The 24,592-nt window shown below is 60.1% G+C and carries 20 protein-coding genes; 10 read left to right on the plus strand and 10 right to left on the minus strand.

Annotation, left to right across the window (positions count from 1 at the left end):
* Positions 1 to 12: 12 nt before the first annotated feature.
* From ACTD9P_RS09510 to ACTD9P_RS09535, 6 genes are all read right to left on the minus strand, one after another.
* Positions 13 to 1,293, minus strand: coding sequence for a type II and III secretion system protein family protein (locus tag ACTD9P_RS09510; protein ID WP_438867525.1), 1,281 nt, complete (start codon positions 1,291 to 1,293; stop codon positions 13 to 15).
* On the minus strand, positions 1,290 to 3,428 hold the full coding sequence (sctV, locus tag ACTD9P_RS09515) for a type III secretion system export apparatus subunit SctV (RefSeq protein ID WP_438867526.1): 2,139 nt from the start codon (positions 3,426 to 3,428) through the stop codon (positions 1,290 to 1,292). Before sctV ends, ACTD9P_RS09510 begins: the two co-directional genes overlap by 4 nt.
* Complete coding sequence (locus tag ACTD9P_RS09520; RefSeq protein WP_438867527.1) at positions 3,425 to 3,760, minus strand: tetratricopeptide repeat protein; 336 nt, start codon at positions 3,758 to 3,760, stop codon at positions 3,425 to 3,427. The genes sctV and ACTD9P_RS09520 overlap by 4 nt, the downstream gene beginning before the upstream one ends.
* On the minus strand, positions 3,760 to 4,116 hold the full coding sequence (locus tag ACTD9P_RS09525; protein WP_438867528.1) for a hypothetical protein: 357 nt from the start codon (positions 4,114 to 4,116) through the stop codon (positions 3,760 to 3,762). Before ACTD9P_RS09525 ends, ACTD9P_RS09520 begins: the two co-directional genes overlap by 1 nt.
* Before the next feature lie 172 nt (positions 4,117 to 4,288).
* The gene (locus ACTD9P_RS09530; RefSeq protein ID WP_438867529.1) at positions 4,289 to 5,173 is read right to left on the minus strand and encodes an FHA domain-containing protein; all 885 of its coding nucleotides are present in this window, start codon (positions 5,171 to 5,173) and stop codon (positions 4,289 to 4,291) included.
* An 85-nt stretch (positions 5,174 to 5,258) separates the two neighbouring features.
* Positions 5,259 to 5,420 (minus strand): hypothetical protein, encoded by a 162-nt coding sequence (locus tag ACTD9P_RS09535; protein ID WP_016969018.1) that lies wholly within the window; start codon positions 5,418 to 5,420, stop codon positions 5,259 to 5,261.
* A gap of 609 nt (positions 5,421 to 6,029) precedes the next feature.
* On the opposite strand from ACTD9P_RS09535, the gene ACTD9P_RS09540 reads away from it, so the two are divergent.
* The 3 genes from ACTD9P_RS09540 (at position 6,030) to sodC (ending at position 10,416) form a co-directional block, all read left to right on the plus strand.
* Positions 6,030 to 9,245 (plus strand): type III effector HrpK domain-containing protein, encoded by a 3,216-nt coding sequence (locus ACTD9P_RS09540; protein WP_438867531.1) that lies wholly within the window; start codon positions 6,030 to 6,032, stop codon positions 9,243 to 9,245.
* A 71-nt stretch (positions 9,246 to 9,316) separates the two neighbouring features.
* Positions 9,317 to 9,778: a winged helix-turn-helix domain-containing protein gene (locus tag ACTD9P_RS09545; RefSeq protein ID WP_438867532.1), complete on the plus strand. Its 462-nt coding sequence runs from the start codon at positions 9,317 to 9,319 to the stop codon at positions 9,776 to 9,778.
* A 116-nt stretch (positions 9,779 to 9,894) separates the two neighbouring features.
* Positions 9,895 to 10,416: a superoxide dismutase [Cu-Zn] SodC gene (sodC, locus tag ACTD9P_RS09550; RefSeq protein WP_438867533.1), complete on the plus strand. Its 522-nt coding sequence runs from the start codon at positions 9,895 to 9,897 to the stop codon at positions 10,414 to 10,416.
* A 158-nt stretch (positions 10,417 to 10,574) separates the two neighbouring features.
* On the opposite strand, the gene ACTD9P_RS09555 is transcribed toward sodC, so the two are convergent.
* Both ACTD9P_RS09555 and ACTD9P_RS09560 read right to left on the minus strand, forming a co-directional pair.
* Positions 10,575 to 11,435: a Dyp-type peroxidase gene (locus ACTD9P_RS09555; protein ID WP_438867534.1), complete on the minus strand. Its 861-nt coding sequence runs from the start codon at positions 11,433 to 11,435 to the stop codon at positions 10,575 to 10,577.
* Positions 11,436 to 11,463: 28 nt separating this feature from the next.
* The gene (locus tag ACTD9P_RS09560; RefSeq protein ID WP_438867535.1) at positions 11,464 to 11,628 is read right to left on the minus strand and encodes an ArsR family transcriptional regulator; all 165 of its coding nucleotides are present in this window, start codon (positions 11,626 to 11,628) and stop codon (positions 11,464 to 11,466) included.
* Between ACTD9P_RS09560 and ACTD9P_RS09565 the strand changes: the two genes are divergently transcribed.
* From ACTD9P_RS09565 to ACTD9P_RS09575, 3 genes are all read left to right on the plus strand, one after another.
* The gene (locus ACTD9P_RS09565) at positions 11,623 to 11,856 is read left to right on the plus strand and encodes a PucC family protein (protein ID WP_438867536.1); all 234 of its coding nucleotides are present in this window, start codon (positions 11,623 to 11,625) and stop codon (positions 11,854 to 11,856) included. The genes ACTD9P_RS09560 and ACTD9P_RS09565 overlap by 6 nt on opposite strands.
* A 78-nt stretch (positions 11,857 to 11,934) precedes the next feature.
* Positions 11,935 to 13,551 (plus strand): NADP-dependent glyceraldehyde-3-phosphate dehydrogenase, encoded by a 1,617-nt coding sequence (locus ACTD9P_RS09570; protein WP_438867537.1) that lies wholly within the window; start codon positions 11,935 to 11,937, stop codon positions 13,549 to 13,551.
* A gap of 151 nt (positions 13,552 to 13,702) precedes the next feature.
* Positions 13,703 to 14,764: an FUSC family protein gene (locus ACTD9P_RS09575; RefSeq protein WP_438867538.1), complete on the plus strand. Its 1,062-nt coding sequence runs from the start codon at positions 13,703 to 13,705 to the stop codon at positions 14,762 to 14,764.
* 69 nt (positions 14,765 to 14,833) lie between these two features.
* Here the strand turns inward: ACTD9P_RS09575 and ACTD9P_RS09580 are convergent, their stop codons facing one another.
* Positions 14,834 to 18,493, minus strand: coding sequence for a hypothetical protein (locus ACTD9P_RS09580; protein ID WP_438867539.1), 3,660 nt, complete (start codon positions 18,491 to 18,493; stop codon positions 14,834 to 14,836).
* 298 nt (positions 18,494 to 18,791) lie between these two features.
* Positions 18,792 to 19,544 carry a TetR/AcrR family transcriptional regulator gene (locus ACTD9P_RS09585; RefSeq protein ID WP_438867540.1) on the minus strand — a complete coding sequence of 251 codons (753 nt, stop codon included), beginning with the start codon at positions 19,542 to 19,544 and terminating at the stop codon, positions 18,792 to 18,794.
* A gap of 359 nt (positions 19,545 to 19,903) precedes the next feature.
* On the opposite strand from ACTD9P_RS09585, the gene ACTD9P_RS09590 reads away from it, so the two are divergent.
* The 4 genes from ACTD9P_RS09590 to ACTD9P_RS09605 are packed head-to-tail and all read left to right on the plus strand — an operon-like array spanning position 19,904 to position 24,518.
* Positions 19,904 to 20,611, plus strand: a complete 708-nt coding sequence (locus ACTD9P_RS09590) for an ABC transporter ATP-binding protein (protein WP_438867541.1) — start codon at positions 19,904 to 19,906, stop codon at positions 20,609 to 20,611.
* Positions 20,608 to 21,807 (plus strand): ABC transporter permease, encoded by a 1,200-nt coding sequence (locus ACTD9P_RS09595; protein WP_438867542.1) that lies wholly within the window; start codon positions 20,608 to 20,610, stop codon positions 21,805 to 21,807. The genes ACTD9P_RS09590 and ACTD9P_RS09595 overlap by 4 nt, the downstream gene beginning before the upstream one ends.
* A complete protein-coding gene (locus ACTD9P_RS09600; RefSeq protein WP_438867543.1) occupies positions 21,800 to 23,281 on the plus strand; it encodes a TolC family protein in 1,482 nt (493 codons plus the stop codon). The genes ACTD9P_RS09595 and ACTD9P_RS09600 overlap by 8 nt, the downstream gene beginning before the upstream one ends.
* The gene (locus ACTD9P_RS09605; protein ID WP_438867544.1) at positions 23,271 to 24,518 is read left to right on the plus strand and encodes an efflux RND transporter periplasmic adaptor subunit; all 1,248 of its coding nucleotides are present in this window, start codon (positions 23,271 to 23,273) and stop codon (positions 24,516 to 24,518) included. Before ACTD9P_RS09600 ends, ACTD9P_RS09605 begins: the two co-directional genes overlap by 11 nt.
* The last annotated feature ends 74 nt before the right edge of the window (positions 24,519 to 24,592 follow it).

Consider the following 24,592-nt stretch of genomic DNA (forward strand, 5'->3'; position numbering starts at 1 on the left):
CAGGCCCCCTCATCAATTCATGTAAAAGCCGAACGCCCCACCGCTGCGCGGTCCGCTGGCTGCGGCGGTCGTTGGTAAGGCGTCCAGGGGCGTGGCAAGACCGCGACCGCGCACCGGCTCAACCAGGTACGGCGTAATCAGGATCACCAGTTCGGTTTCATTGCGTTGGAAGCGCTTGGAGCGAAACAGATTGCCGAGGATCGGCAGGTCGCCCAGCAATGGCAGCTTCTCGATGTCCTGGCTGCTCTCACGCTGGAACAGCCCGGCAATGGCGAACGTCTGCCCACTGCCGACTTCCACCCGCGTGTCGGCGCGGCGCACGCTGAAGGACGGCACATGGAAGTTGCCGAAATCCACCGTACCGCCGCTGACCACGCTGCTGACTTCCGGGCGCACTTGCAGGGCGATGCGCCCGTTAGGCAGCAAGGTCGGGTTGAACAGCAGCGACACGCCGAAGGATTTGTATTCGATGCCCACCAGGTCACGGTTGACCGGCACCGGAATCGCCACTTCGCCACCGGCGAGAAAGCTCGCGGTCTGGCCGGTCATGGCGGTGATGTTCGGCTCGGCCAGAATCTGCAAGATGCCATTGGCCTGGAGCGCATCGAGCATGCCGTCGATATTCACATTGCCGGAGCCGGTGCCCGCTGTCGCCAAGCCACCGGCCGTCGCCGCCGCCAATGGGCCACCCGTGATCAGGCCGAAGGAAAACGTGCCGTTATTGAACATCGCGTTCCAGTTCACGCCGTAGTGCAGCAGCTCGGAACGCGACACTTCGGCAAAGCGCACCCGCAGGTTCACCTGGGCGGCACCGGCATATTCGGTGGTGTTGATCGCGCTCTGGAAGCCTTGGCCCTGAGGGTTGAGCAGCGCATTGAGGTCGGTGGCCTCGGCCACCGAACCGAGCGTGCCCTTGGCGATCAGGCGGTTGCCTGCGCCGCTGATCTGCGCGCCATTGCCGGGGTGCAGCGTCTGCATCGGCGTGGTCACTGCCTGGCTGTCACTGCTGACCGAAAGCGTCAGGCTGGCCAGTTGTTTGCCGTCGTTGCCCAGGGCGATCAGGCTGGTGTTGCCCGGCGCCTTGCCGAAGATATAGATCGTGCCGGGCGACACCACTTGCAGGTCGGCCACATTCGGTTCGGCCACCAGCACCGAATCCACCGGCGCAACGAAATGCAGAATGCGCCCTTCACCGGACGCCAGGTTGATCGAGCCGCCAACGCCTCGGCCAATTTCCTGAGCCTGACTGGCACACGCGATCAAAGCGAGCAACAACACACAAAAACGCATCATGAGGCAGACGCCAGGGGAGTGACGGAAGCCGCAGCAGGCGCGCGGCGATTGGAAATATCGGTGAGGCTGATGGTCACCAGCGCTTGCAGGTTGTACTCGGTGGCCAACTCGCGGAACGACAGCACCGCCAGCTCCAACTCGCCGCGCAGCACCAGCCGGCGCAAACTGCGGCGCAGTTCCGGGTGCACCAGCAACACGGCGCTGTTGGCCTCACGGGTGTTCTCGCAGGCCTGACGCAGTTGCGCGAGCAAGGCGCGGCTGACTTCTTCGGGGATCAACTCACGCTGCGGCTCCTGGCGACGCAAGGACGCACGCAGCTGGTCTTCCAGGCCCGGCGCCAATACCAGTGCGCCGATCACCCGGTTACGGTCGGCGTATTGATGACTGATCTGGCGCGCCAGCGCGGCACGCAAATGCTCAGCCAGGCGCCCGGCGTCGGTTTCACGCGCGCCCCACTCCACCATGGCTTCGAGCAAGGCGCGCTGGTTGCGAATCGACACGCCTTCGCCGACCAATAAGCGCAGGGTTTCGGCCACGCGTTGCAGCGGCACCAGGCGCAGGGCCTCTTTGACCAGCTCGCCGTAAGTGGCTTCGGTGCGTTCGAGCAACAGGCGGGTTTCCTGGATGCCGAGAAAGTCCGCGGCATAGCGGCGCAGGCTGCGTTCGAGCACACCGCGCAGCACTTCGTCAGGCAGCAAAAAGCCGATGCCGGCATTGCGCAACGCGTCTTCGTGCTGACGTTCGATCCAGTGCGCAGTGCGGCCATTGAGCGGCGAATCGGCTTGCACGGTGGCGATATCGAGCAACTGCACATGCACCGGGTCGTCCTGCAACAACAGGCAGTTGATCGGCAGTTCGCCCTCACTCACCGGCACGCCTTCCAGCGACACGCGAAAACTGCCCGGCGTGGCCTTGGCTTCCATGTAGATGCCTGGCACCGGCACGTCCACGCCAAGCTCGGTGCGAATGTCGTGACACAGCGCCTCGACACGCTGGCGCAGCAGCTGGCGCGGTGCACTTTGGGATACGCCGCTGCCAAGGGTCAGCAGCACACGGCTGTCGGGTAACAGGTTGTCATCCAGTTCAGCCTGAACCTCGACCACCGCCGGAGCTTCCTCGACCAGCGCTTCGAGTTCAGCCTGGGGTTGACGGGTGTGGCGGCGATACATCAGCAAGGCTGCACCGCCAAAGGCCACGGACAAGCCAATGAATACCCAGGTCGGGAAGCCCGGCAACAGGCTCACGCCGAGCATGATCAACGCCGTCAGGCCCAGTGCGCGGTAGCTGGCGCCCAGTTGCTTGATGATCTCGCTGCCCAGGTCGCCGGCCTCGCCGTCGCTGTTGACGCGCGTCACGACGGTGCCCGCCGCCACCGAAATCAGCAGCGCCGGGATCTGCGCGATCAGGCCGTCACCCACGGTCAGCAGCGAATAGGTGTGCACCGCCACGCCGAACGGCATGTCGCGTTCGAGCATGCCGATCAGCATGCCGCCCAGCAGGTTGACCGCGAGGATCACCAGCCCTGCGATGGCGTCGCCTTTGACAAACTTCATCGCGCCGTCCATTGCGCCGAACATCTGGCTTTCGCGCTCCAGGCGCGAGCGCCGACGGCGGGCTTCGGCCTGGTCGATATCGCCATTGCGCAGGTCGTTGTCGATGCTCATCTGCTTGCCGGGCATGGCGTCCAGGGTGAAACGCGCCGCCACCTCCGCGACGCGCTCGGCGCCCTTGGTGATCACCACAAACTGCGCCACGGTGATGATCAGGAACACCACCATGCCGACTACCACTTGCCCGGCGATCACGAAGTCACCGAACGCCTTGACGATATGCCCTGCGTCACCGTGCAGCAAAATCAGGCGCGTGGTGGTAATCGACAGCGACAAACGAAACAAGGTGCTGAGCAGAATCAGCGGCGGCAGCGCAGAGAACTCCACGGAGTGGCCGATGTAGAAGGCCACGATCAGGATCAGGATGCTCAGGGCAATATTGAGGCCGATCAGCATGTCCACCAGGTAGGTGGGCAGCGGGATGATCATCATCACAATCGCCATCAGCATGAACGCGACGATGATCACGTCGGTGCGCTGCGCGGCCATGCGCGCCACGTTGTTCAGGCGATTGAGCAGGCTCATGGGTTGGCCCTGCGTGCGGCTAAGTAGCGTTTGAAGCACTGGCGCGCTTCGTCCTTGTGCTCGCCGTACCACAACGCACGCGCGCGCAGCAGCAACAGGCTGGCGGACTCGCCTTCCAGCGCCACCAGGCGGTCGAGGGCACCGAGTGCCCGCGTGACATCGCCACTGTCGGTGAACGCCAAGACCAGCGCGCGCAACAGTACGCGGTCGTGGGGCGCGACGCTGACAGCAATCAGCAACATCACCAGGGCGCGCTGGGACTGGCCATTGCGCCGGTACAGCTCGCCTATGCCCTTGAGCAATTGCACGGCGTCCTCGTTGTCGCGGGCCATCAGTCATGCACCTCAGAGCGCTGCTGTTCGAGGTTGCGGCGCATCTCGATCTCTTCGCTGATCAGGTCATGGGCCAGCGCCTTGATCGCGGGCTCGGCGTCCAGGCTCGGCAGAATGTGCTCCATCACATGCTCCAACAGCTCCAGGGAACGGGCGCTGCCGAACAGCAGGGAGTCCACCCCGGCGGCGCTGGTGAGGGCTTCGAGGTCGCTGCGCAGCGAGCGGCGGGTCTGGGTCTTGCGGGTCTTGAGCACCGCCTCGAAGGCAGTGGCCTGGCGTGAATTAACCGGGCGAATGGCTTCGATGGGCGCGCTGCGCACATCACTGGGAATTAACGGGCGGGGTTCGACTTTCATGCCGGGGCCTGTTGATCGTTCCCACGCTCTGCGTGGGCATGCATCCTGTGACGCTCTGCGTCACCTTGCGCAGGGGTCAAGCATTGCGCTGATTTCAGGACGCGGAGCGTCCGGGGCGGCATTACCACGCAGAGCGTGGGAACGATCATGTGTATACGTCCCATAGACCGACTCATAAGGTGAAGGTAAAGCGCTCATCGCCACGGGCGAGGATCACTTGGTTGTTCTCGATGCGTTCCAGCACCCAGTTGTCCGCCAGCGCCGCGCCGGGGTACAGGCGCTTGCCGCTGTCATTGATCACATAGGGGTGGGTGCCGAACCATACGGCCTGGAAGCGCACGCGTGGGCGCGCGGCATCGGCACGCACGGCAACGCGGGGGTTGAGCACGATCTGCTGGCCGTAACGCTGGTCGAAGGCTTGTTGCAGGGCCAGCCATTGAGGCTTTTGTGACTGCTCGAAACTGCCCTCGGCGCTGAGCTGGCCGTTGCTGTTGGTGACGCTCACCGCATCCAGATGGGCGGCTCGCAACTGTTGCTCCAGCCAGGTCTTGGCCTGTTCGCGGGACGGCTGTTTAATCGCTGGCACAGCAACCACTGCCGCCGCCTGCGCCGACGGCGGGTCAATGCGAAAGGCCAGCGCCCCTGCACAGATAAACAACAGCCCAAGCGCGACAATCCAAGGGGTTAATGTGCGCGGGGCTTGGGAGAGTTGTTCAGCCTCTTCAGGCAGCGCCAGGCTCACACCGGCGGCGCCGATGCGCAGTTGCACAGGCAGTCGCGCGCGATGGCCACTGCCCTGGGGAATTCGCATGGTGGCGTTAACCAGCACTTCACCACCCAAGGCTTCGACCGCCACGTGGCCGCCCTCAAAACGCAGGCGCAGGTGCAGGCCGGCGATACCGGGGTCACTGAGCACAAGGTCGGCCGCGAGGTCCGCGCCGATGGTGTAGACAGGCTGATCGAGCACCAGGGAACTGCCCTGGTGCAAACCGGCGGTCACAGTGAGGGTCGGTGCGCCAGACGCGGCCACCGGCCCCAAAGAAATCAAGGCTGTCATGTGTGGGTTTGCCCCCTTGAAAATGTGCAACGGGGTCAAGAATCAGAAGGTAAACGGGCAGCGCCGGCGCCGCCCGTTTGGCAAATCAGTTCTGCGGACGCTGTTTGGTGGCGTCGAGCTCAGCTTTTTTCGCGGTGCTGATTTCGGTGATCTTGGCCGACTTCTCGATAGCCATGTTGAAGGTCGCTTCCATCTTCGCGATAGCGTCGTCGGCGCCGCCGGCTTTTACTGGTGGGACATCAGCCATGTTCATCTCCTTGCATCGATAGGGAAGTTATTCAGTTGCGCAACAGCAAGCTGAAAGTATGCAAACCCGGTAAATGCCCAAAACGTCAGACAGTGAGCTTTCGAACCGTCGTTGGTTTGCATGGGGGCCATACTACTCACGATCAAAACGCCTTCGCTGTGAAAGCTTGTGAAACGTTTCGGCTACAGGGTGTGAAATGTTTGGCTCAACCTGGCATTGAGAAAAACTCATGCGTGTACGCCCGTGGAACTTTTAGCGAAATATTCAAACAGGGCCAAAGCCTTTATTTCCCTGGCTTTGCGCGCGCAGCCTGAAAAGCTATTGAACAAAATTTGACGAATTCATACTGACTAAACGCGTGGCCCATCACGGCTTCGGCGTATTTTTTGTATCGACTTCACATTTTTCGCTAATAGCCTTTTGCCCAACTTGGGAGATATTTCCATTTGTAACAAAAGCGACTTACTCATCGCGTTTTATAGCTCGGCGCGAGCGGCCTTAATGCTCGTGGGCAACTAATTTCCTGCGCCCGATTAGTACAGTTGCACTAATAGCCGAATGTTCAGTGTGCAGGTCCTGATATATGAAACAACTTCCAGGTGAGCATGTATGCCAGCGATCCCAAGTAGTCGTGAGCCTGCCGAAACACCGGGCACAGACGGCTCGCAGAAGAAATTCGAAACCGCGTTGTACACCGCCGTCAACCAGCCGACGTTCGACCCGTCGAAGATCCGTGGCCCATCGATCCCACTGCCCTATCAAAACGTGCAGGCGCCGGTGAATAACAGCATCACCTACACACCGCTGGGCAGCGACAAGCCGGTGACCCTTAAGCAGATCGATAACCCGCGCCTCTACGAAACACTGGTCAACCAGTACAACGCGCAGCAGAACGATGCGAGTTTCGAAAAGAACCTCGGCGACAGTAAAGCGGCCGGCTACACCCAGGCCGATGCGAGCACCGTGGCGCCGGGGCTGGGCAACTACAAGGCCATTGGCAGCCCGACTGAACTGGGCCCTGGCTTGATCCGCTACGAGACCGCCTCGGGTGACAAGGTGGTGGTCAGCCAGAAAGACACGCCGCAGCTGTTCGATCAGGTCAGTGGCGACTTCACCAAGCTGTCGGCGATCAATGCCAGCAGCGCCGAAGGCTATCGCCTGGCCGGTGCCAACGAGAGCATCGACCCAGCCACTGATATCGGCCCGCCCGAGGAAGTCGGGCCAGGGTTGATCCGCTACCAGACCGCGTCCGGCGACAAAGTGATCGTGTCCCAGGACATCACCCCTGCCCTGTACGACCAGGTGGCCAAGCTTTACGCCGGCACCACCGGTGCGGCAGGCGCCTCGGACACCTCGTGGATCGACAACTCGTCGTTCGGCGTGTCCGGCGCCAAGGACTGGAACAGCATCACCGGCAATACCAGCGCAACACCGACCAAAGAACAACTCGACCTGAACCGCCCGCGCGCCGCCGCGCAATTGCTCTCGCAGAACTGGGACGCCTGGGGCTTGCACGGCGCGCCGATCGACTTTGCCAACCCGCCGACCAGCTTGCCGCCCGAGGCCCAGGCCGTGCTCAAGTACGTGGCCAGCAGCCCGAACCTGATGGCTGCGCTGGACAGCGGTGGTCGCGGCAAAGCCGACAATGTGATCACCCATTCCGACGTTGACCATTTCATCAGCAACACCAACAGCGACATAGGCGCGGCGGCGAAGTCCTATGCCAGCTTCATGGGCAGCCACCCAGGCGACCTGGCCCAGGCCAACGCCAAGTCCGCCGCCATCGTGATGGCCAACGAAAGCCTGGTCGCCAGTTCCGGCACCGCCATGCGCCCAGGTGACAACCAGCGCAGCAACGACGGCATGATCCGCCCCGATAACCTGCAAGCCCTGGGCAGTGATTCGGCCTTGAGCAACGAGCTGACCGGCGCTGCCGCGATGTGGTCGCGCCCCGGCATGTTCCGCGCCCTGGAAACCGGCGGTGACAACCCCGCCACCGGCAAATCCGACAACATCGGCACCCGCGATAACATCGGCGCCTGGCTGGAGAAACAGGCGCCGAAAACCGACAGTGACACCCTGACCTTCCTCGACGGCGCCGCCACCCGTGATGCCGTCGCCGGTGTGGACACCTCCAAGCTCACCGCCGATATCCTCGCCAACCCGCAGAACTACACCGGGGAACAAAAAGCCGCGGTGATGGTGCAACTGACCGATGCACAAACGCGCCTGCTGGTCAGCGACTATGTGGGCAATGAAGGCTTGATGGACAAGTACACCTCGCCCAACTGGGGCCTGAACCCCAACGAAGACAAGATCAAGGCGCAGTTGCAAAGCGGCATCGAAACGTTGTCGGCGGACCCGGACGTACAGAACTTCCTGCAGAACAATCGCGGCCCTGCACTCAGCGATATCGTCAGCAGCGACCCGAGCATGAAGGTCGCGATGCAGAACTACGTTGAAGGCGGCATCGAGTCGGGCAAAAACCTTAACGACAACCTCAATGCCAAGGACCAGAACGGCAAGCAGATCGACATGGGCATGGGCCTGCAAAACGCCGCCAACGATGCGACCATCGCCAACCTGGCGCTGGGCGGCAACGGCCATGTGGACCTGACTAAAGTCGCCGCCAATGCAGGCCAGAGCGACGCGATCCTCAGCTACTACAAGAACCAACTGGTGACCGGCAAAGCCTTCACCGATGCGGTGGCCGGCGGCCTGGACCCGACCGTGGCGGCCAGCAGTTTCGCCGCCAGCACCGCGTCGGCCCAGGCCTTTCTCGGTGACAAGGCCACGGCGGATGATGCGGCGACCTTGCAGGTCAACTTCAACGAAAACCTTGGCGATGCGTTGCTCGGCGGTGCCACCACCGACACGCTGAACGTTACGCTTGGCGATGGCAACGGCAACTTCGACGAAGCCAAAGTCACGGCGGCCATCAACGACGCGCAGCAAAAAGACCCCGAGATGTTCACCACCTCCGACGGCGGCAAGATCGACCCGGCGCAGGTGGTGTCGATGCTGCGGTCGGTGTGGGATATCGGCCGCCAGGGCAACAAGATTGCCGACGCCTTGCCCAAGGCCATCGAAGGCATGAAGTTCGGTGATGTCAGCCCGGCGTTCAAGCAGGGCCTGCTGCATATCGGCAGCGCCGTGTTGATGAGCGGCGTGCTGATGGCGCGTTCGGCCAGCGGCAGCACCACCCCGGTGGCGGATGCCAACCGCGTGTCGGCGGGCCTGCAATTTGCCGGGTTGCTGCTCGAAGGCGGGACCAAATATGCCAAGGAAGCCGGCTATGGCGTGACCTGGGTCAACCGCCCGGACGGCGGCACCATTGGCGATTTCCCCGGCAAAGTGCCGGTAGGCAAAGGCCCGCTGTCGCCGCAACAGATCGCCAATATCGGCGCAGCGGGCAAGATCATCGGTTCGGCCGGCGGCATTATCGGCGGTGTGATCGGGATTATCGGCGGCGTCGACTCGTTGAAAAAAGGCGACTACCTCAGCGGCAGTTTCTCGGTGGCCACCGGTGTGCTCGGCACGGGTGCGGCTGTCGCCGGTCTGGTGGAAGCCGGCGCCGGTTTGTACGGGGCCACCGAAATCGGTGCGGTGGCCGGCACCATCAGCGGCATCCTTGGCGGTGCCACGGCGATTCTCGGCGGTATCGGCAGCGCGTTCCTGCCGTTCGCCCTGGCCGATGCCCATGGCAAGGCGCAAGACGCGTTCTACGGGCAACTGGCGCCTGTGCTGCAGCAATACGGCCTCACCGGTGGACCGACGATGGATGGCGATTATCCGTCTGATCCGATCCCGGCGATCAACACCTGACCCTCCCCGGCAGCCCGGTGCGAAAAGGAGCCGTGCCGGGCTGTGATTTTCACGCACAAAGGTTAACTGACATGACGTACTCGACTCGCAGCCACCTCACCGATGATGCCTCTTTGGGGATTCACTTCGGCCCGTTCCACCTGCTGCCCCAACGTCATCTGCTGCTCAAGCACGGGCAACCCGTGAACCTCGGCAGCCGCGCCCTGGCCCTGCTGATCGCCCTCGCCTCCCGGCCGGGTGAACTGCTGCATAAACACCAACTGCTCGACATCGCCTGGCCCAAGCTAGTGGTGGAGGAATGCAACCTGCGCACACAGATCAAGACCCTGCGCCGCGCCCTGGGCGACGATGACTGGTTCTACATCGCCACCGCAGCAGGCCAAGGTTATCGGTTCGTCGCCCCCACCTGGTTCGACCGCGAGCCGGTGCCTGTGGTAAAGCCGCCGGTGGTAGTCGGCGTATATGGCTGCCGTCACTGCGGCGGTGCCGCCATGCTGCCCCGATTTACTCAGGCAGGCCTGCAAAACAGCTGACACCCTGGGGTTATTCCGTTGGAAAAATATGTTTTTTCCAACGGAATTATTCGCCCGCCCCAATCGTTGTCATTCCCGAGACTGCCCAACACCCATAACCCTCAGGAATTACCCGTATGAATCGCTCCCTAATCCTCAGCCTGCTCGGCCTCCTCGCCGTTGGTTCCGCCCAGGCGGCTTCGCTGCAAGTCCCGGTCAACCTGGTGAGTGCCGATGGCGCACCGCAACCGGTGGGCACGGTGACCATCAGCGAGTCGGCCTACGGGCTGATTTTTACCCCGGACCTGAAGTCGCTGCCGATGGGCGTGCATGGCTTTCATATCCATGAAAATGGCAGCTGTGAGGCGGGCGTGAAAGATGGTGTGAAAGTCGCGGCACTTGCCGCCGGCGGGCACTTCGACCCGGAAAAAACCGGCAAGCACCTGGGGCCATACGCCGACGGCCATTTGGGTGACCTGCCGGCGTTGTATGTGAACATGGACGGCACGTCCAACAACCCGGTGCTGGCGCCACGCTTGAAAACCATCGCGCAGATCAAGGGCCGTGCGCTGATGATCCATGCCGGTGGCGACAACCATTCGGACATGCCCAAGCCGTTGGGTGGTGGCGGTGAGCGGCTGGTGTGTGGCGTGATCTAAGCACCCACACACATCAAAATGTGGGAGCCGCTTTTGTGGCGAGGGAGCTTGCTCCCGCTGGGGTGCGAAGCGCCCCCCAGATAGCTGCGACTGCTGCGCAGTCGAACGGGAGCAAGCTGCCTCGCCACAGAACCCTGCAACGTTTCAGATCTGGGGGATCAGACGAGTGCGCTCAGGTCCAAATGCCCATCCTTGACCGGCGGGCACCAGTAATACCCACCGGTCAACGGCGTGCTGATCCGATACAACCCATCCACAATCCCGTCTTCCAACCCGCTCATGCGCCGCAGTTGCGCTTCAAACGCATCAAAGGAATGCCCAAACGCCAGGAACATCAACCCCGCCTGGCCATTCTCGGCCCACGGCATCGAGCGGCGCACCACAAAGGCCTCCGGGGTAAAACTTTCCTGGGCTGTGCGTTTGGTGTGCGCGGATTCGGGGGCGTCGTCCAGCTCTTCGTTATCGCCATGGCGGCGGCCAATGATGTGGTCACGCTCCTGGGCGGGCAACGCGGCAAAACCGTCGAGGTCGTGCTGCCACTGCTGGATCGCGGCAAAGCTGGCGCCGCTGTCGGTCAGGGCGGCTTCGACGGCGGCGTCGGCGTGGGGGTTTTCGGTACCATCTTCGTAATCGGTCAGGTCGAAGCCGGTCTTGTAGCGGAAACCTTCGGTCATCTGCACCAGGGCAAATGCCGGGGCCAGGGCTTTTTCCACGGCGCGGCTGCGCAGCAGCAGTTCACCGCGATCCACACCGTGCAACCACACCCACAACGCCTGCTGAGTAGACGGGTTATGCGCGTCTGGGCCCGTGACGGCGGGGAATGCGCGCAGCCCGTCAATGTGCGCGCCGAGCGAAGTTACCAGCGGCTCGCCAAAACCAACCACTGCGTTCGCGTCCGCCCACTGCACCAGCGCGTCCAATGCGGCGGGTACGGCGGCCAGTACATCAACGGCAAAAAACAGATGGCGTGCCTGCAACGGCACCGGTGCGGCAAGAATGCCCGGCTGGTAGTGACTCATGTGAACTCCTTCTGAAAAGCCGCGCAGTTTAACCGGCCAGCGCGCGCTTTTGCTCAAGGTTTTCCAGATCACGCGGTTCCAGGCCCAATTGCGCCTTGAACTGCGCCCAGCCCTTGGGCGTGACCCGCACCGCACGCGAATCCTTGGCGCGGCGTAACCAGCCGGCTTCACACAAGGCACTGAGCAAGTGCACGCCCAGCGGGCCGGCCACGTGATGGGCGGCACCACGCCCGACTACGCCTTGATCGTGGTGCCCATGCCGCTGATTGGCCTGGCTGCCGGGTTGATCACCCCCGCCGCCACGGCCGCGTTGATGAATGCGGTGCCACCGGGACAGGCCGGAATCGCCGCCGGCACCCTCAATACGGCGCGACAAATCGGCGCAGCCTTGGGCGTGGCGCTTGCCGGATGCCTGCTGTAACGCGTCTGGCGCTTGCCACACAGCCCTTGGATGGGTGACTCTCTAGTCATGTTTTGCAACTATTCCAGGGGTAGTGACATGACCACCAGTAACCTGCTCGCCCAGCTGTTTCCCACCGCCGCCAGCGACATTCCCGAGCAATTCCGCCTGGCCGCGCCCATCGAACAGCGTGATTATCTGGTCGACGGCCAGTTGCAGGTGTGGAACGGCCCGCTGGCCAAGGTGCAAAGCCCGGTGCAACTGGGCGATGAGCGCGTGCACATCGGCAGCACGCCGTTGCTGGATGCCGAGACCGCCCTCACCGCTCTGGACGCCGCCGTGCGCGCCTACGACCGCGGCCAGGGTGAGTGGCCGACGATGCGCGTGGCTGAACGCATCCAGCATGTGGAAGCCTTTTTGCGGCGCATGCGCGAACAGCGCGACGCGGTGGTCAAGCTGCTGATGTGGGAGATCGGCAAGAACCTCAAGGACTCGCAGAAAGAATTCGACCGCACCTGCGACTACATCACCGACACCATCAATGCCCTCAAGGAACTCGACCGCCGTTCCAGCCGCTTCGAGCTGGAACAGGACACCCTCGGCCAGATCCGCCGCGTGCCACTGGGTGTGGCGTTGTGTATGGGCCCTTACAACTACCCGCTTAACGAGACCTTTACCACACTGATTCCCGCACTGATCATGGGCAACACCGTGGTGTTCAAACCGGCCAAGCTCGGCGTGCTGCTGATTCGCCCATTGCTGGAAGCATTCCGCGACAGCTTCCCGGCCGGCGTGATCAACGTGATCTATGGCAGCGGCCGCGAAACCGTCAGCGCGCTGATGGCCAGCGGCAAGATCGATATTTTTGCGTTTATCGGCACCAACAAGGCCGCCAGCGACCTGAAAAAACTGCACCCCAAGCCGCACCGCTTGCGTGCAGCCCTGGGCCTGGACGCAAAAAACCCCGGCATCGTGTTGCCCGAGGTCGACCTCGACAATGCCGTGAGCGAAGCGCTCACCGGCTCCCTGTCGTTCAACGGCCAGCGCTGCACCGCGCTGAAGATCCTGTTTGTGCATGAAGATGTAGTCGACAGCTTCATCCAGAAATTCAACAGCAAGCTGGCGACGCTCAAACCCGGCATGCCGTGGGAAGACGGCGTATCGCTGACGCCATTGCCGGAAGTCGGCAAGGTCGACTACCTCAACGCGCTGGTGGCCGATGCCGCGCAGCACGGCGCCAAAGTGGTGAACCCCAATGGCGGCGAAAGTCGCGGGTCGTTCTTCTACCCGGCCGTTCTGTACCCGGTGAACCCGCAGATGCGCGTTTATAACGAGGAACAGTTCGGCCCCGTTGTGCCGATCGTGCCGTACCGTGACTTGGAAACGGTGATCGACTACGTGCTGGACTCGGACTTCGGCCAGCAGTTGAGTATTTTCGGCACCAATGCCGTGGAAGTCGGGCGGCTGGTGGACACCTTTGCCAACCAGGTTGGGCGTATCAATATCAATGCCCAGTGCCAGCGCGGGCCGGACACCTTCCCGTTCAATGGGCGCAAGAACTCGGCCGAGGGCACGCTGTCGGTGCATGACGCGTTGCGCGTGTTCTCGATCCGCACGTTGGTGGCGACCAAGTTCCAGGAGAGCAACAAGGCGCTGGTCAGCGATATTTTGCGCAACCGTGATTCGAGTTTCCTGACCACGGATTACATTTTCTGAAGTTAACTCGGTTCAAAATGTGGGAGCGGGCTTGCTCGCGAATGCGGTGGGTCAGCTATAGATGTGTCGACTGACTATGCGCATTCGCGAGCAAGCCCGCTCCCACAATTAGATTGAGTACACCCTGCATAATGAGGCCACTTTAATACCGATGAACCTGCCCTTCTTCGCCCGGCGCCTGTTGCGCCCGTTGCTCGACCCCTACCGCCGCTATCGCCATGCCAAGCTGATCCACGCCGTGCGCGTGTCCATCGGCCTGCTGGCGACCATCCTGCTCACCACCGGCATCAACCTGCCCCACGGTGAGTGGGCCTCGGTGACCATGCTGATCGTGATCGGCGGCTTGCAGCACCACGGCAATATCGGCAAAAAAGCCGTGGAGCGCGCCTACGGCACTTTGATCGGCGCCAGCGTCGGCCTGCTGTTGGTGGTGCAACAGGCCTATTTCGGCCTGCCGTTGCTGACCTACCTGCTGATGTCGGTGGTGTGCGGATTCTTTTCCTACCACGCCATCGGCAAGGGCGGCTACATCGCACTGCTCTCAGCGATCACCGTGTTTATCGTCGCCGGCCACGGTGACAACCCGATCTCGGATGGTTTGTGGCGCACCGTCGATATCCTTATCGGCATTGTGCTGGCGCTGGCGTTTTCCTTTGCCCTGCCGCTGTACGCGGTGTATTCGTGGCGCTACAACCTGGCCAGCGCCTTGCGCGATTGTGCGGCGATTTACAGCCGCATCATCAGTGGCCAGTCGGTGACTGACGACGAGCACTTCAAACTGCTCAACCGCCTGAACGCGGCCATGCTGCAACTGCGCTCGCTGATGCCGTCGGTGTCCAAGGAGGTGCGCATCTCCATGACCGAGCTGGACGCGATCCAGCGGCATTTGCGCATGTGCATCAGCACGCTGGAGATTCTCGGTAATACGCGGCCTGATCCTCGGGATGAGCAGGCAATGGCGCGGATGCAGGTGATGTTGAAGGCCGAGCATCGGCAGATTCGGGTGCAATTGGTGGGGATGGCGCGGGCGTTGAAGTCCGGGTTTACCGAGCGCTTGGAGCGGCCCGCGGTGGTCGCGGCGGATGAAGCTAGGTTGGATGCACCGGTGCAGAATGCGTTGGATGGGTATCGGTTGTTGACGTTGCAGTTGGCGGGGAATGTGGAGGCGATGCGCCGGCGGTTGGCGGAACGTTCGTCCCGATGGAATATTTAAACCTCGAAAAAAAGGGCGAATCCATGAGTTTAATAGATTCGCCCTCGTTTCCAACACCACGCTTACGTATCAGTAATACATATAAACATTATCAACGAAAGAGTCTCCTCCGCCGTCCCATATATTAATAACTCCAATTCGACGGCCTGAAGGCGCGGTATAGTCGACCCAGGCCGTTCCGGCTGCACCGTACGCCGGCGTAGCAAACTGAGCCATCAGATTCCCGTCCCTGTCGTAAAAGCCTACTTGACTCTGTATCCGCGAAGAATCCGCGATCCCAAAGATCACACGCACAGCATCAACCGTAAGCGTCAGAGAGACTATAGCCCGTGGAGCCAGATATACGTTCAGGCCCGTTGAGCTGGGCGCCCAATAATTGCCGCCGTTTATGAGACTCACACCGTGGCTTCTTGAGGTCACCCTCAACCCTGGAAACTTCAAGGTCGTTTGAAGTGGGATAGCCTGTATCGGCCCACTCTCAAAGGTTTCCAGTGCCCGACGCAACAGCAGTATTGTAAATGTGGAAACGGGAAATACCACCGCTCGGGTTTTATCGGCAGTGCCATCATACGAAACCATAACCCTTATTTCGCCACGACGGCCGCTGGGCCATATATTTTCTAACAGCGTGCGCGACACTGTCAGTGGCCCTAAACCTTTCTCAGCTTGCGCTTGGTTAATTTCATAATTTTCCAGCACGGGGAACACACTTCCATTACCGATAAGGTCAACCGAAACGATCTGCCCAGCTTTACTCAAAATCCATTTAGGCACTGAGATAAGGGCATCCGTCGTAAAGGTATTCAAGTCCAAGGCCCCACCTTCAGGCACATTGTTTATTGTCGGCCTCGGCAAATGGTTAGACGAAATCGTATCGACCTGTATCGTTTGAACTTTCGACAGTGTTGTCACGCCTTTACGGTTAAGCGCGAACTGCAGCAGCACCCGACTATTAACCATGTCAGCGACTATTTCATCCGTCAGGTTAATCATCACGGAGCCACTCGAATGGCCGGCAGAGGATAATTCATAAATCTTGCTATTCTGACAGTTCACAAACAGTGTAATGCTGTCGGTTGCCACCAAACCAGGCACCTTAATTATCACCCCCGGCTTACTTTGAACCGTTATCGGATTGGCCTTCGTCTCCTGTTCGGTGGTCAAAGCGGCATTCAGTACGGGGTACGGCAGGACAGGCGGTAATTGCTCGATAATGTATTGAGCCACACCAAACTTCTGCGCGGTCCACAGAAGCGGGATGCCTGGAAAACTCAACCAAAACTCAATCGTCAGGATTGAACCGTCCTTGAGCAGTGGCAACTTATCCGTCGGAAACAGCGCAGAAATACCCTTTAAGTCGCTTTCAATCACTTCGTTGGCGGTAAAGAGCGGTTCATTATATTCCTCCTCATCCGCATATACGCCACTTGCAGTGGCCCAGTATTTTTGTCCAACTCGCATAAAGTCGAATGCAGCCACATCAAAACGAAGTGGTCCTGCCACTTGATGCACCGGCAACACTGAGCTGTTTTCATACCCGCGTATACGCGGCGTTGGGGGTAACCTTAAAGGCCGCAACTTAAATACTAGCGGTGGGAAATTGAATGTTAACCCATAGTGCCTGATAGAACAGGTAACCACAATTTCGTTGGGCTCCGGCCGTATACCATCGATGATTACACCGACCGGAACGTTGGCGGTAAAGGTGTTGGTCTTCGGATCAAGCTTTACCGTTGTTTTAAATGTGCTGACCCGGTATTGGCCTTGCCATTTGAATTCCGCCTCCATCCCTTTGATGAAGGTTCCCTTCGCGCGCAGGGTCGCACCATTGATAAATTCTCTTGGATAAGCGAACCCATCAGTTGATGTAATCTCCAGTATGTTGAAAGATTCTAGAACAATTGGCGGTCCGACAGTAACGTCATAACTTTCAGAGCGCTCGATTTTTTTTGGAGAGCCTGGTGTCACTCGGGTATAACTGAACCGCATTACGCGGTTGATATTGAGTCGGAGAACCTGCAGATCCACAGGGATTTCCAGTTCTGCGAGCTTTTCCCCTGCCAACGCTTTAGTGACCTTAATCACCCCACCGGTCGAACTCCTCGGGTCCTTTCCTTCCGCCGTCCAATGAATTTCTTGACCCACGACCGAATCAAATACTCGAATTTTCGCTATCGTTTCGTCGCCCAACACTGCGTCTGGGTCAATATTCCCATCTACCGCATCGGCAAGATACATCTTGGGCAATACGGGTACCCGATTACCAATTTCAAACGGTGTCACCTTTGATTGTCGAGCAACAATATCCTGGTCACGCTGGCTGGTATAAAATGCGCGAGCGGGCCCTTTGCCATCAAACACCTTTACCGCTTCTGCGGAAAACGTGCGCGAACCACCCTGAACGCCAGCAGCTTGTGTAGAACTGACGACAATGCCGCCGCCCTCGGCATTGATAAGTTGCAACATCTTAATTTCTGTTGCGTCCTCATCAAAGGGGAAATAAAAGGGGATTTTCATTTCAACGGCCATCCCAGAAGAGATGAGGCCTGCTTGAATGGGGCTGAGCGTCGGGGCATCCATCAATGTTGGCTCGCCCACTACGGTGAGTGTCTTGCTACCAGACATGTACTTGAATACGCCGGCATTTGTTTTCACCTCAAACCAAACTCGAACTCTGCCACCGGACAAATCGTTAATAAGTTCCTTCGGAAGATTTGTCTCTTCCAGCTGCTGATTTGTATCGAGTATGGTCGGCAAACTAATTATTTTTACACTGTCGCCCAACGCAACTTCTAATTTTATCTCTACTTTATGAGGCGGCTGAGGTGCTTTCTTTTCAGCCTTCAATATCACTCTTACCCGTAGCAAGGCTTCTTGCGTTACTGCGTCCAAATCGATTTGATCAAGTGGTACCTTATCCAACAATACACTCGGCGCTGCTGCCAACTTAGGATCCGTTTCAGAGATAACGTTAACCGCTCGTGAGTACTGATACTTCCCGCCCGGCTTATTTCCAACCACATCTCTCACAGTAAAATCAAATAAAAGCTTTGTACTCTTGGGGAGTTTCGCAATCGTCTGGGAATCAACAAAAATTTTGATCGGCTTTAGACTCTTGGCCTCTTCGGGGCTCACCGTATGTTTTACAACAACACCTGCTGCTAACCTAATATCGCATTGATCGTTGAAGCGCATATACAAATAGGGATTAATCACACAGTAGAAGCCCGCCTCAGCAACATCCGTGTCGATAATATCGCCATCAGCAAGGCCTTCAACCCACATAAATAAGCCGCTATGCCACGGCTCCGCTGGCCGTTCGTCTTCCCCACCTGGCAATGTCCTTTTTAACAGTATTTTTTTCGTATCGGATTTGCTGCTCTGCCCGGAACCTAAACGTTCTACTCGAACATAATATTTAATATCACCGTCTTGATACTTGTCTGCTGTAATGAAGAAATATTCAAAAGGCTCATTGTTTTCTACAATTCCTCTAGCTACCTGTATGCCCGGCTCACCGAAATAAAGATACTTTGAGTCCCCTATGGTCTGTTCAGGCCAGTCATTTACAACCACCATCCATTGGGGAAGCAATGCGTCAGCACCCAGCCCCTCTGGGGACTCTTCGGGGTAAGGGGCTCTGACTTTATCCGTAAGATCAACAGGACGAAACGCAGAAAAGGGGGCATCAAGCCGATCATCATCAGGAAGCGGAAGTACGGTAGACATAGCCATCACCTTGCCGTGTGGGGGCCGCGCAGGAACAGCGCGACGAGCAAGGTAAATAAGGCGCTTGGGCAATGGCTGATTCTACTGTCAGAACTGACAGTGGCGATGAACGGTAGGCGTGCAGGAAAAATCTGAAAGATACCGAAGCCAAAGAAAATCTCTGGACCCCAGCCTTTTTCTCACATTTTTTTCACGATTTATTCACATCCGCAGACGTAGGGTAAAGCCTCATCCGTTACAAACGCTGCACATCAAAACCCGCCGCCCCAGCGGGTTTTTTTTGTCTTGGATTTAGGGTTTAACGCGCGGCTTTGATGGCAGGCGTTGCGGCTTGTTCGCGAATGGCGCGCTGGGTGTCCAACACCTTGGCCAAGGCGGTTTCGGCTTCGGGGCTTTGCTGCGGCACTCGAATCGCGGCCGAGACCAGGGTGATCAGCTTAGCCATCACCTCGGCATCGGTGGCCGGGCGGCCCAGGCTCATGGAGTTCATCAGCAGGCGCAGCTCAGTGCCGGCCATGACCCCGGAAATCGCCTTGAGGGCGAATTGCAGGCGCACGCCCAGCTCATTGCGTGGCAGATCCGGCAGGGCCAGGGCGAAGGCTTCGAAGAAGCGCTGGAACACCGGCTGGTAATGCACCTTGAGGTATTCCTGGATAAACGGCGAGGTGTCGCTGTAGACCCGGCCCAGGAAACGAATAAAGGACCGCCCTTCCCCGCTGGCCGGGTCACTGCGCTCCAGGCCCATGGCCGGGGCGAACAGCACGCCGAGCAGGGTGTCGCAGTCGAGCGGGCCATCGGCCTCGGCTTCGCAGCGCGCGAGCAATTCAAGGCGCTGCTCGTTGAGCGGCTCCAGGCGTTGCATCAGCAGGGTTTTCATCAGGGAATCCTTGTCCCCGAAGTGGTAGTTCACGGCGGCCAGGTTCACCTGGGCGCGCTCGGTAATCTGCCGGAGCAACACGGCGTCATAGCCGTATTTGATGAAGAGAGCCTCTGTCGCATCCAGCAGTCGAGTCTTGGTAACGTTTGGAGCGCTGAGTTTCTTCGCGACCATGAAAGGTTCCACGTGGGAAATATTGTTTTAAAAAATAATTTGATTTTTTATACCGGGGCGGCCCGGCGAAAGCAAGTAGTGACACTGCGCCATGCTATGAAAAGCCTGTATAAACGGGCCTGTCGAGCGTAACCGAAGGGATTTTCTGGCGTCGCCGCCTTGCGACCGGCAAATCGTTACAAGGGGTGAAACCGCTCTACATCCATGGCTGGCGAAGCGCGATGAACGCGGTTACTATTCAAACAATATTTTAAAAACAAGAAATAAAACCAGTCCGTGGCGCGTATCAGGCAGTTCCCGAACTTGTTACAAGGCTTTGCCGGGAGCGTGGCGATAGCGCCGAGACTGCAGGCGTAGTCATGATGACAGAGACCCCCGCGCACCCAGGCTTGATCTCCCTGCAAGGCATCGGCAAAAGCTATCAGCTCGCCGGGCAACACCTGTCGATTCTCAATGACGTGTGCCTGTCCATCGCCCGCGGCGACAGTTGCGGCATTCTCGGTGCCTCAGGCTCCGGCAAAAGTACCCTGCTCAATATCCTTGGCCTGCTGGACCTGCCAGACGGCGGCCAGTACCACTTTGCCGGCCACGATATCTTCAGCGCCACGCCCGATGAGCTGGCAGCGATCCGCAACCAGCAGATCGGCTTTGTGTTCCAGAGTTTCAACCTGCTGCCGCGCCTCAGTGCCCTGGATAACGTCGCCCTGCCCCTCAGTTACCGTGGCGTGTCGCGTCATGAGTCTGTGGAACAGGCGCTGCACATGCTTGAACAAGTGGGGCTGGCCGAGCGCGCCCACCACCGCCCGGCCGACCTGTCCGGCGGCCAGCGCCAACGCGTGGCGATTGCCCGTGCGCTGGTCGGCAAGCCATCGGTGATCCTCGCCGACGAACCCACCGGCAACCTCGACAGCACCACGGCCCAGGAGATCATGGACCTGCTCCTGGCCCTGAACCGCGAGCAGCAGGTGACGCTGATTATCGTCACCCACGATGCACACATCGCCGAGCGCCTGGAGCGCAAGATCCTCGTACGCAATGGCGTGGTGCATGAGGCTGGGCGCCTATGAGCCAGCGCGTCGAACAGAGCCTGAGCCAACTGCTGCATGAATCTTTTGTGAGCCTGCGCACCCTGGGCAAACGTTCGATCCTGGCGTTGCTGGGCATCGTGATCGGCAGCTCGTCGGTGGTGGCCCTGATCAATATCGGCCATAACGCGGCGGTGGACGCGGCGATGATTTTCAAGGACATGGGCACCGACACCCTGATTGCCCAGTTCCCGCCCAAAGGCAATAGCAATACGCCGATGCGTGCCAGCCTTGATCTGGACGCGGTGCGCCAGGCGGTGCCGGGCATTGCCCATATCGGCGCGCTCAGCCTGTTCAGCGGGCCGCTGGTGTTCCAGGGCCGCACCGCCAACGCCAACTTTGTCGGCAGCACCGCGGATATCAAGGACGCCATGCGCCTGGCCCTGCGTGAGGGGCGATTTCTGTCCGCCTTCGACGCCAACGAAACCTACGGCGTGATCGGCGATCAGGTCGCCCAGGCGTTGGGCACGCCGGGCAACCCGCTGAAGCTGGGCGATCGCGTGCGTATCAACGATTACCTGTTTCTGGTGGTGGGTATTCTGCACAACCAACCCCGCGCAATGCTGATGCCGGTGCAGGCCAACGAATCGCTGTTTATCCCCGCCGAAGGCATGCGGCGCATCTACCCGACGCCGCAGATCGGCAATGTGATCATCCGCGCCGCGCCCGGCCAGGACATGGAGCGCATTGCCCGTGAGGCCGCCATTGCCCTGAAAAGCCAGCTTACCGACCACGATGTCGACATTCAGGTGCCCCAGCAAATGATCGATGGCATGACCCGGCAGAGCCGCACATTTGCCTACTTGCTGCTGGCGTTGGGCGCGATTTCCCTGGTCGGCGGCGGTGTCGGCGTGATGAACGTGATGCTGATGAACGTCTCGGAACGCCGCCGCGAAATCGGCATCCGCATGGCCCTGGGCGCACGCCAGCGTGACATCCGCAACCTGTTCCTGCTCGAAGCGGTCACCCTGACGGCGGTCGGTGCGCTGTGTGGTGCGGTGCTGGGCATGACCGCCGCCTGGCTCTACGCCTGGCTGTCGGGCTGGGAATTTGCCCTGGCCGCCGCCGCGCTGCCACTGGGGGTGGGCAGCACCTTGCTGGTGGGCTTGTTCTTTGGCATCTACCCGGCGGTTTCGGCCTCGCGGCTGCAGCCGGTGGAGGCCTTGCGCGATGAATAAATGGCTGTGGTTACTCGCCCTGGCAAGCCTGCCGGCCATGGCCACCGACGTGGTGATCAACCCATCGGCGCCGAGCACCACCCGCAGTGGTTATGACCGCAGTGTGTCGCTCAATAACCAGGTCACGACGATGACCCTCGGTGATGCGGTGTACCTGGGCCTGCGCAAAAACCCGGCGATCCGCAGTGCGTACCTGCAACGCGTGGCGCAAAAGTTCGACCTGCGGGTGGCCGAAGACACCTTCAACCCCAAGCTTTCTCTCAACAGTTATTACCGTCAAAGTCGCGGCTCGGCCGACAACGCGCGCAATGCCAACCTGGCGCCCAGAGCGACTTTGCTCAGTGAATACGGCACCCAGTTGAGCATGGCCTGGACCCAGCAACTGAACAACGCCGATCGCGCCGGCCGCTACCGCAGCGACGGCCTCGACCTCACGCTGATTCAACCGCTGATGCGCGGTGGCGGTTGGGACGCCACCACCGCGCCGCTGCGCCTGTCGCGCTTGTCGGAGCAGGCCAACCGCCTGAACCTCAAGGCCACCGTGGCGCAGACCATCAGCCAGATCATCGCCACCTACCGTGAACTGCTGCGCGCCCAGGAGCAGTTGAGCATCGTCCAGGACGCGCTCAAACGCTCCAACACCTTGCTGGAGGTGAACAAGGCGCTGATCAGCGCAGGGCGCATGGCCGAGTTTGAAATCGTGCAGACCGAAGCCGATATCGCCACCCAGCAACTGGGCGTGGAAGAGGCCCAAAACCAACTCGACACCAGCCGCCTGGCCCTGCTGCGCTTGCTGGCGCTGGACCTGTCCACGCCGATCCGCGCCACCGAAGCCCTGGAAGCCAAGCCGATGGCCATCGACAAACGCCAGGCCTTCAACCTGGCGCAGAACCAGCAGCCGGAGTACCTCGCCGCCCTGCTTGGCAGCCAACAGGCCGACCTCAACCTGGTGATCGCCAAGGACTCCGGGCGCTGGCAGGTGGACCTGGTGGCGGGCGCCAACCAGCTACGCGATGCTTACAGCAACAATGACAGCGGCAACAGCAATAACCGCACATGGAACAGTTACGCCGGGGTGCAGGTGCAGATTCCCATCGGCGACATCAGCACGCGCCAGGCCGAGGTGCGCGCGCGGGTGAATGTGGAAGACCAGGAGATCCGCATCACCGATGCGCGCCAGGAACTGGAACGCAGTGTCAACGACGTGGTGCGCGACCTGGGCACGCGTTGGCGCCAATATGAAATCTCTCAGCGCGCCGTCGAGCTGTCGCGGCGCAAGATCGAAATCGAGCGGGAAAAACTCAGCGCCGGGCGCTCCACCAACTTCCAGGTGTTGAGTTACGAGACTGACCTGCGCAACGCCGAAAACGCCCGGCTCAATGCACTGATCGCTTATCTGAACGCCCAGACCCAGCTCGATTTGACCCTGGGCATGACGCTGGAAAGTTGGGAAATCGCCCTCAATGACTACTAATAAAAAATACCTGCTGGGTGCCGTGATCGTCGTGCTGTTGGCAGGCGCCGGCATTGCCCTGCGCAGCCCGGCTACCGATCAGCCGGCCGCAACCGAGCAATGGCTGGCAGTCAAGCCCGACCCGTTGGTGCACCAGATAGGCCTGGTGGGCAAGATCGAACCCGACACCACCATCACCCTCACCGCGCCGTTCGACGGCAATGTGCTGGTTAACCTGGTTGAACAAGGCCAACGCGTCGAGGCCGGCCAGGTACTGTTGCGCATGGATCCCTCCACCCTCGAAGTGCAACTGCGCGATGCCCTCTCGGCCCAGCTCAAGGCTCGACGCACCGTGCAAGAGATGCAGGATTGGGACAGCAGCCCCGCAGTAAGCCGCGCACGCCGCAGCCTGCGCACCGCAGAAATGACCGCCGGCAACACCCAGCGCAAACTCACCGAGAGTGAAAACCTGTTCAAGCGCGGCATCATCCCGCGCAACGAGCTGGACGATCTCAAGCAGCAGACCCAACAGCAGCAACTGGACCTCGCCTCAGCCCGCAGCGAGCTGCAGCAGGCGCAGGATCAAGGCAAAGGCGAATACCGACAAATCGCCGAGATGGAGCTGACCAACGCCACGGTGAAATACGATGCCCTGCATAAGCTGCTAGAGGGCAAGGAGGTCAAGGCGCCCTTCTCCGGTATCGTGGTGCCGGCGCCAGGCAGCAATAACTCATCGCCAGGTGCAGCCAATAACAACGCGCCGGTGCAGGCCGGCAGCAAGGTCAGCCAGGGGCAAGTGCTATTCGGGCTGGCCAATATCGAACGGCTGAAAATCGTTGCCAAGGTGTCGGAGCTGGACATTAACCAACTGCACCAGGGCCAGGCGGTGGAGGTGATGGGCGATGGCTTTGACGGCGAGCGCTTGACCGGCTCCGTCAGCGTGGTCAGCGGCCTGGCGATTGCCAGCGACAGCCAGGGCAGTGCGCAGTTTCCGGTCACCTTGTCGATCCCCACGCTCACTGCGCAGCAATTGCAGCGGGTGCGGTTGGGCATGAGTGCGCGGTTGACCATCGTCACCTACAACAATGCGCAGGCGATTGTGGTGCCGAGCCAGGCGATCCAGGCGGACATGAGCGTGGAATATCGCGCCGCGATGGATAAGCCGGTTGAGCGAGTGAAAGTCACCACAGGGCAGTCAACCGCCGAAGGTGTCGAGGTGTTTGGGCTCAAGCCGGGGTTTGTAAAAATCGGCATATGATCGTTCCCACGCTGATCGTTCCCACGCTCTGCGTGGGAATGCATCCGGTGACGCTCTGCGTCACGACGTCAAGG

Origin of the sequence: Pseudomonas onubensis (assembly GCF_965653655.1) — a bacterium.
Lineage (GTDB): Bacteria > Pseudomonadota > Gammaproteobacteria > Pseudomonadales > Pseudomonadaceae > Aquipseudomonas.

Coding starts and splice junctions, on each gene's coding strand:
- ACTD9P_RS09510 (WP_438867525.1), bottom strand. CDS start 1,293: ATGATGCGTTTTTGTGTGTTGTTGCTCGCTTTGATCGCGTGTGCCAGT.
- sctV (WP_438867526.1), bottom strand. CDS start 3,428: ATGAGCCTGCTCAATCGCCTGAACAACGTGGCGCGCATGGCCGCGCAG.
- ACTD9P_RS09520 (WP_438867527.1), bottom strand. CDS start 3,760: ATGGCCCGCGACAACGAGGACGCCGTGCAATTGCTCAAGGGCATAGGC.
- ACTD9P_RS09525 (WP_438867528.1), bottom strand. CDS start 4,116: ATGAAAGTCGAACCCCGCCCGTTAATTCCCAGTGATGTGCGCAGCGCG.
- ACTD9P_RS09530 (WP_438867529.1), bottom strand. CDS start 5,173: ATGACAGCCTTGATTTCTTTGGGGCCGGTGGCCGCGTCTGGCGCACCG.
- ACTD9P_RS09535 (WP_016969018.1), bottom strand. CDS start 5,420: ATGGCTGATGTCCCACCAGTAAAAGCCGGCGGCGCCGACGACGCTATC.
- ACTD9P_RS09540 (WP_438867531.1), top strand. CDS start 6,030: ATGCCAGCGATCCCAAGTAGTCGTGAGCCTGCCGAAACACCGGGCACA.
- ACTD9P_RS09545 (WP_438867532.1), top strand. CDS start 9,317: ATGACGTACTCGACTCGCAGCCACCTCACCGATGATGCCTCTTTGGGG.
- sodC (WP_438867533.1), top strand. CDS start 9,895: ATGAATCGCTCCCTAATCCTCAGCCTGCTCGGCCTCCTCGCCGTTGGT.
- ACTD9P_RS09555 (WP_438867534.1), bottom strand. CDS start 11,435: ATGAGTCACTACCAGCCGGGCATTCTTGCCGCACCGGTGCCGTTGCAG.
- ACTD9P_RS09570 (WP_438867537.1), top strand. CDS start 11,935: ATGACCACCAGTAACCTGCTCGCCCAGCTGTTTCCCACCGCCGCCAGC.
- ACTD9P_RS09575 (WP_438867538.1), top strand. CDS start 13,703: ATGAACCTGCCCTTCTTCGCCCGGCGCCTGTTGCGCCCGTTGCTCGAC.
- ACTD9P_RS09580 (WP_438867539.1), bottom strand. CDS start 18,493: ATGTCTACCGTACTTCCGCTTCCTGATGATGATCGGCTTGATGCCCCC.
- ACTD9P_RS09585 (WP_438867540.1), bottom strand. CDS start 19,544: ATGGTCGCGAAGAAACTCAGCGCTCCAAACGTTACCAAGACTCGACTG.
- ACTD9P_RS09590 (WP_438867541.1), top strand. CDS start 19,904: ATGATGACAGAGACCCCCGCGCACCCAGGCTTGATCTCCCTGCAAGGC.
- ACTD9P_RS09595 (WP_438867542.1), top strand. CDS start 20,608: ATGAGCCAGCGCGTCGAACAGAGCCTGAGCCAACTGCTGCATGAATCT.
- ACTD9P_RS09600 (WP_438867543.1), top strand. CDS start 21,800: ATGAATAAATGGCTGTGGTTACTCGCCCTGGCAAGCCTGCCGGCCATG.
- ACTD9P_RS09605 (WP_438867544.1), top strand. CDS start 23,271: ATGACTACTAATAAAAAATACCTGCTGGGTGCCGTGATCGTCGTGCTG.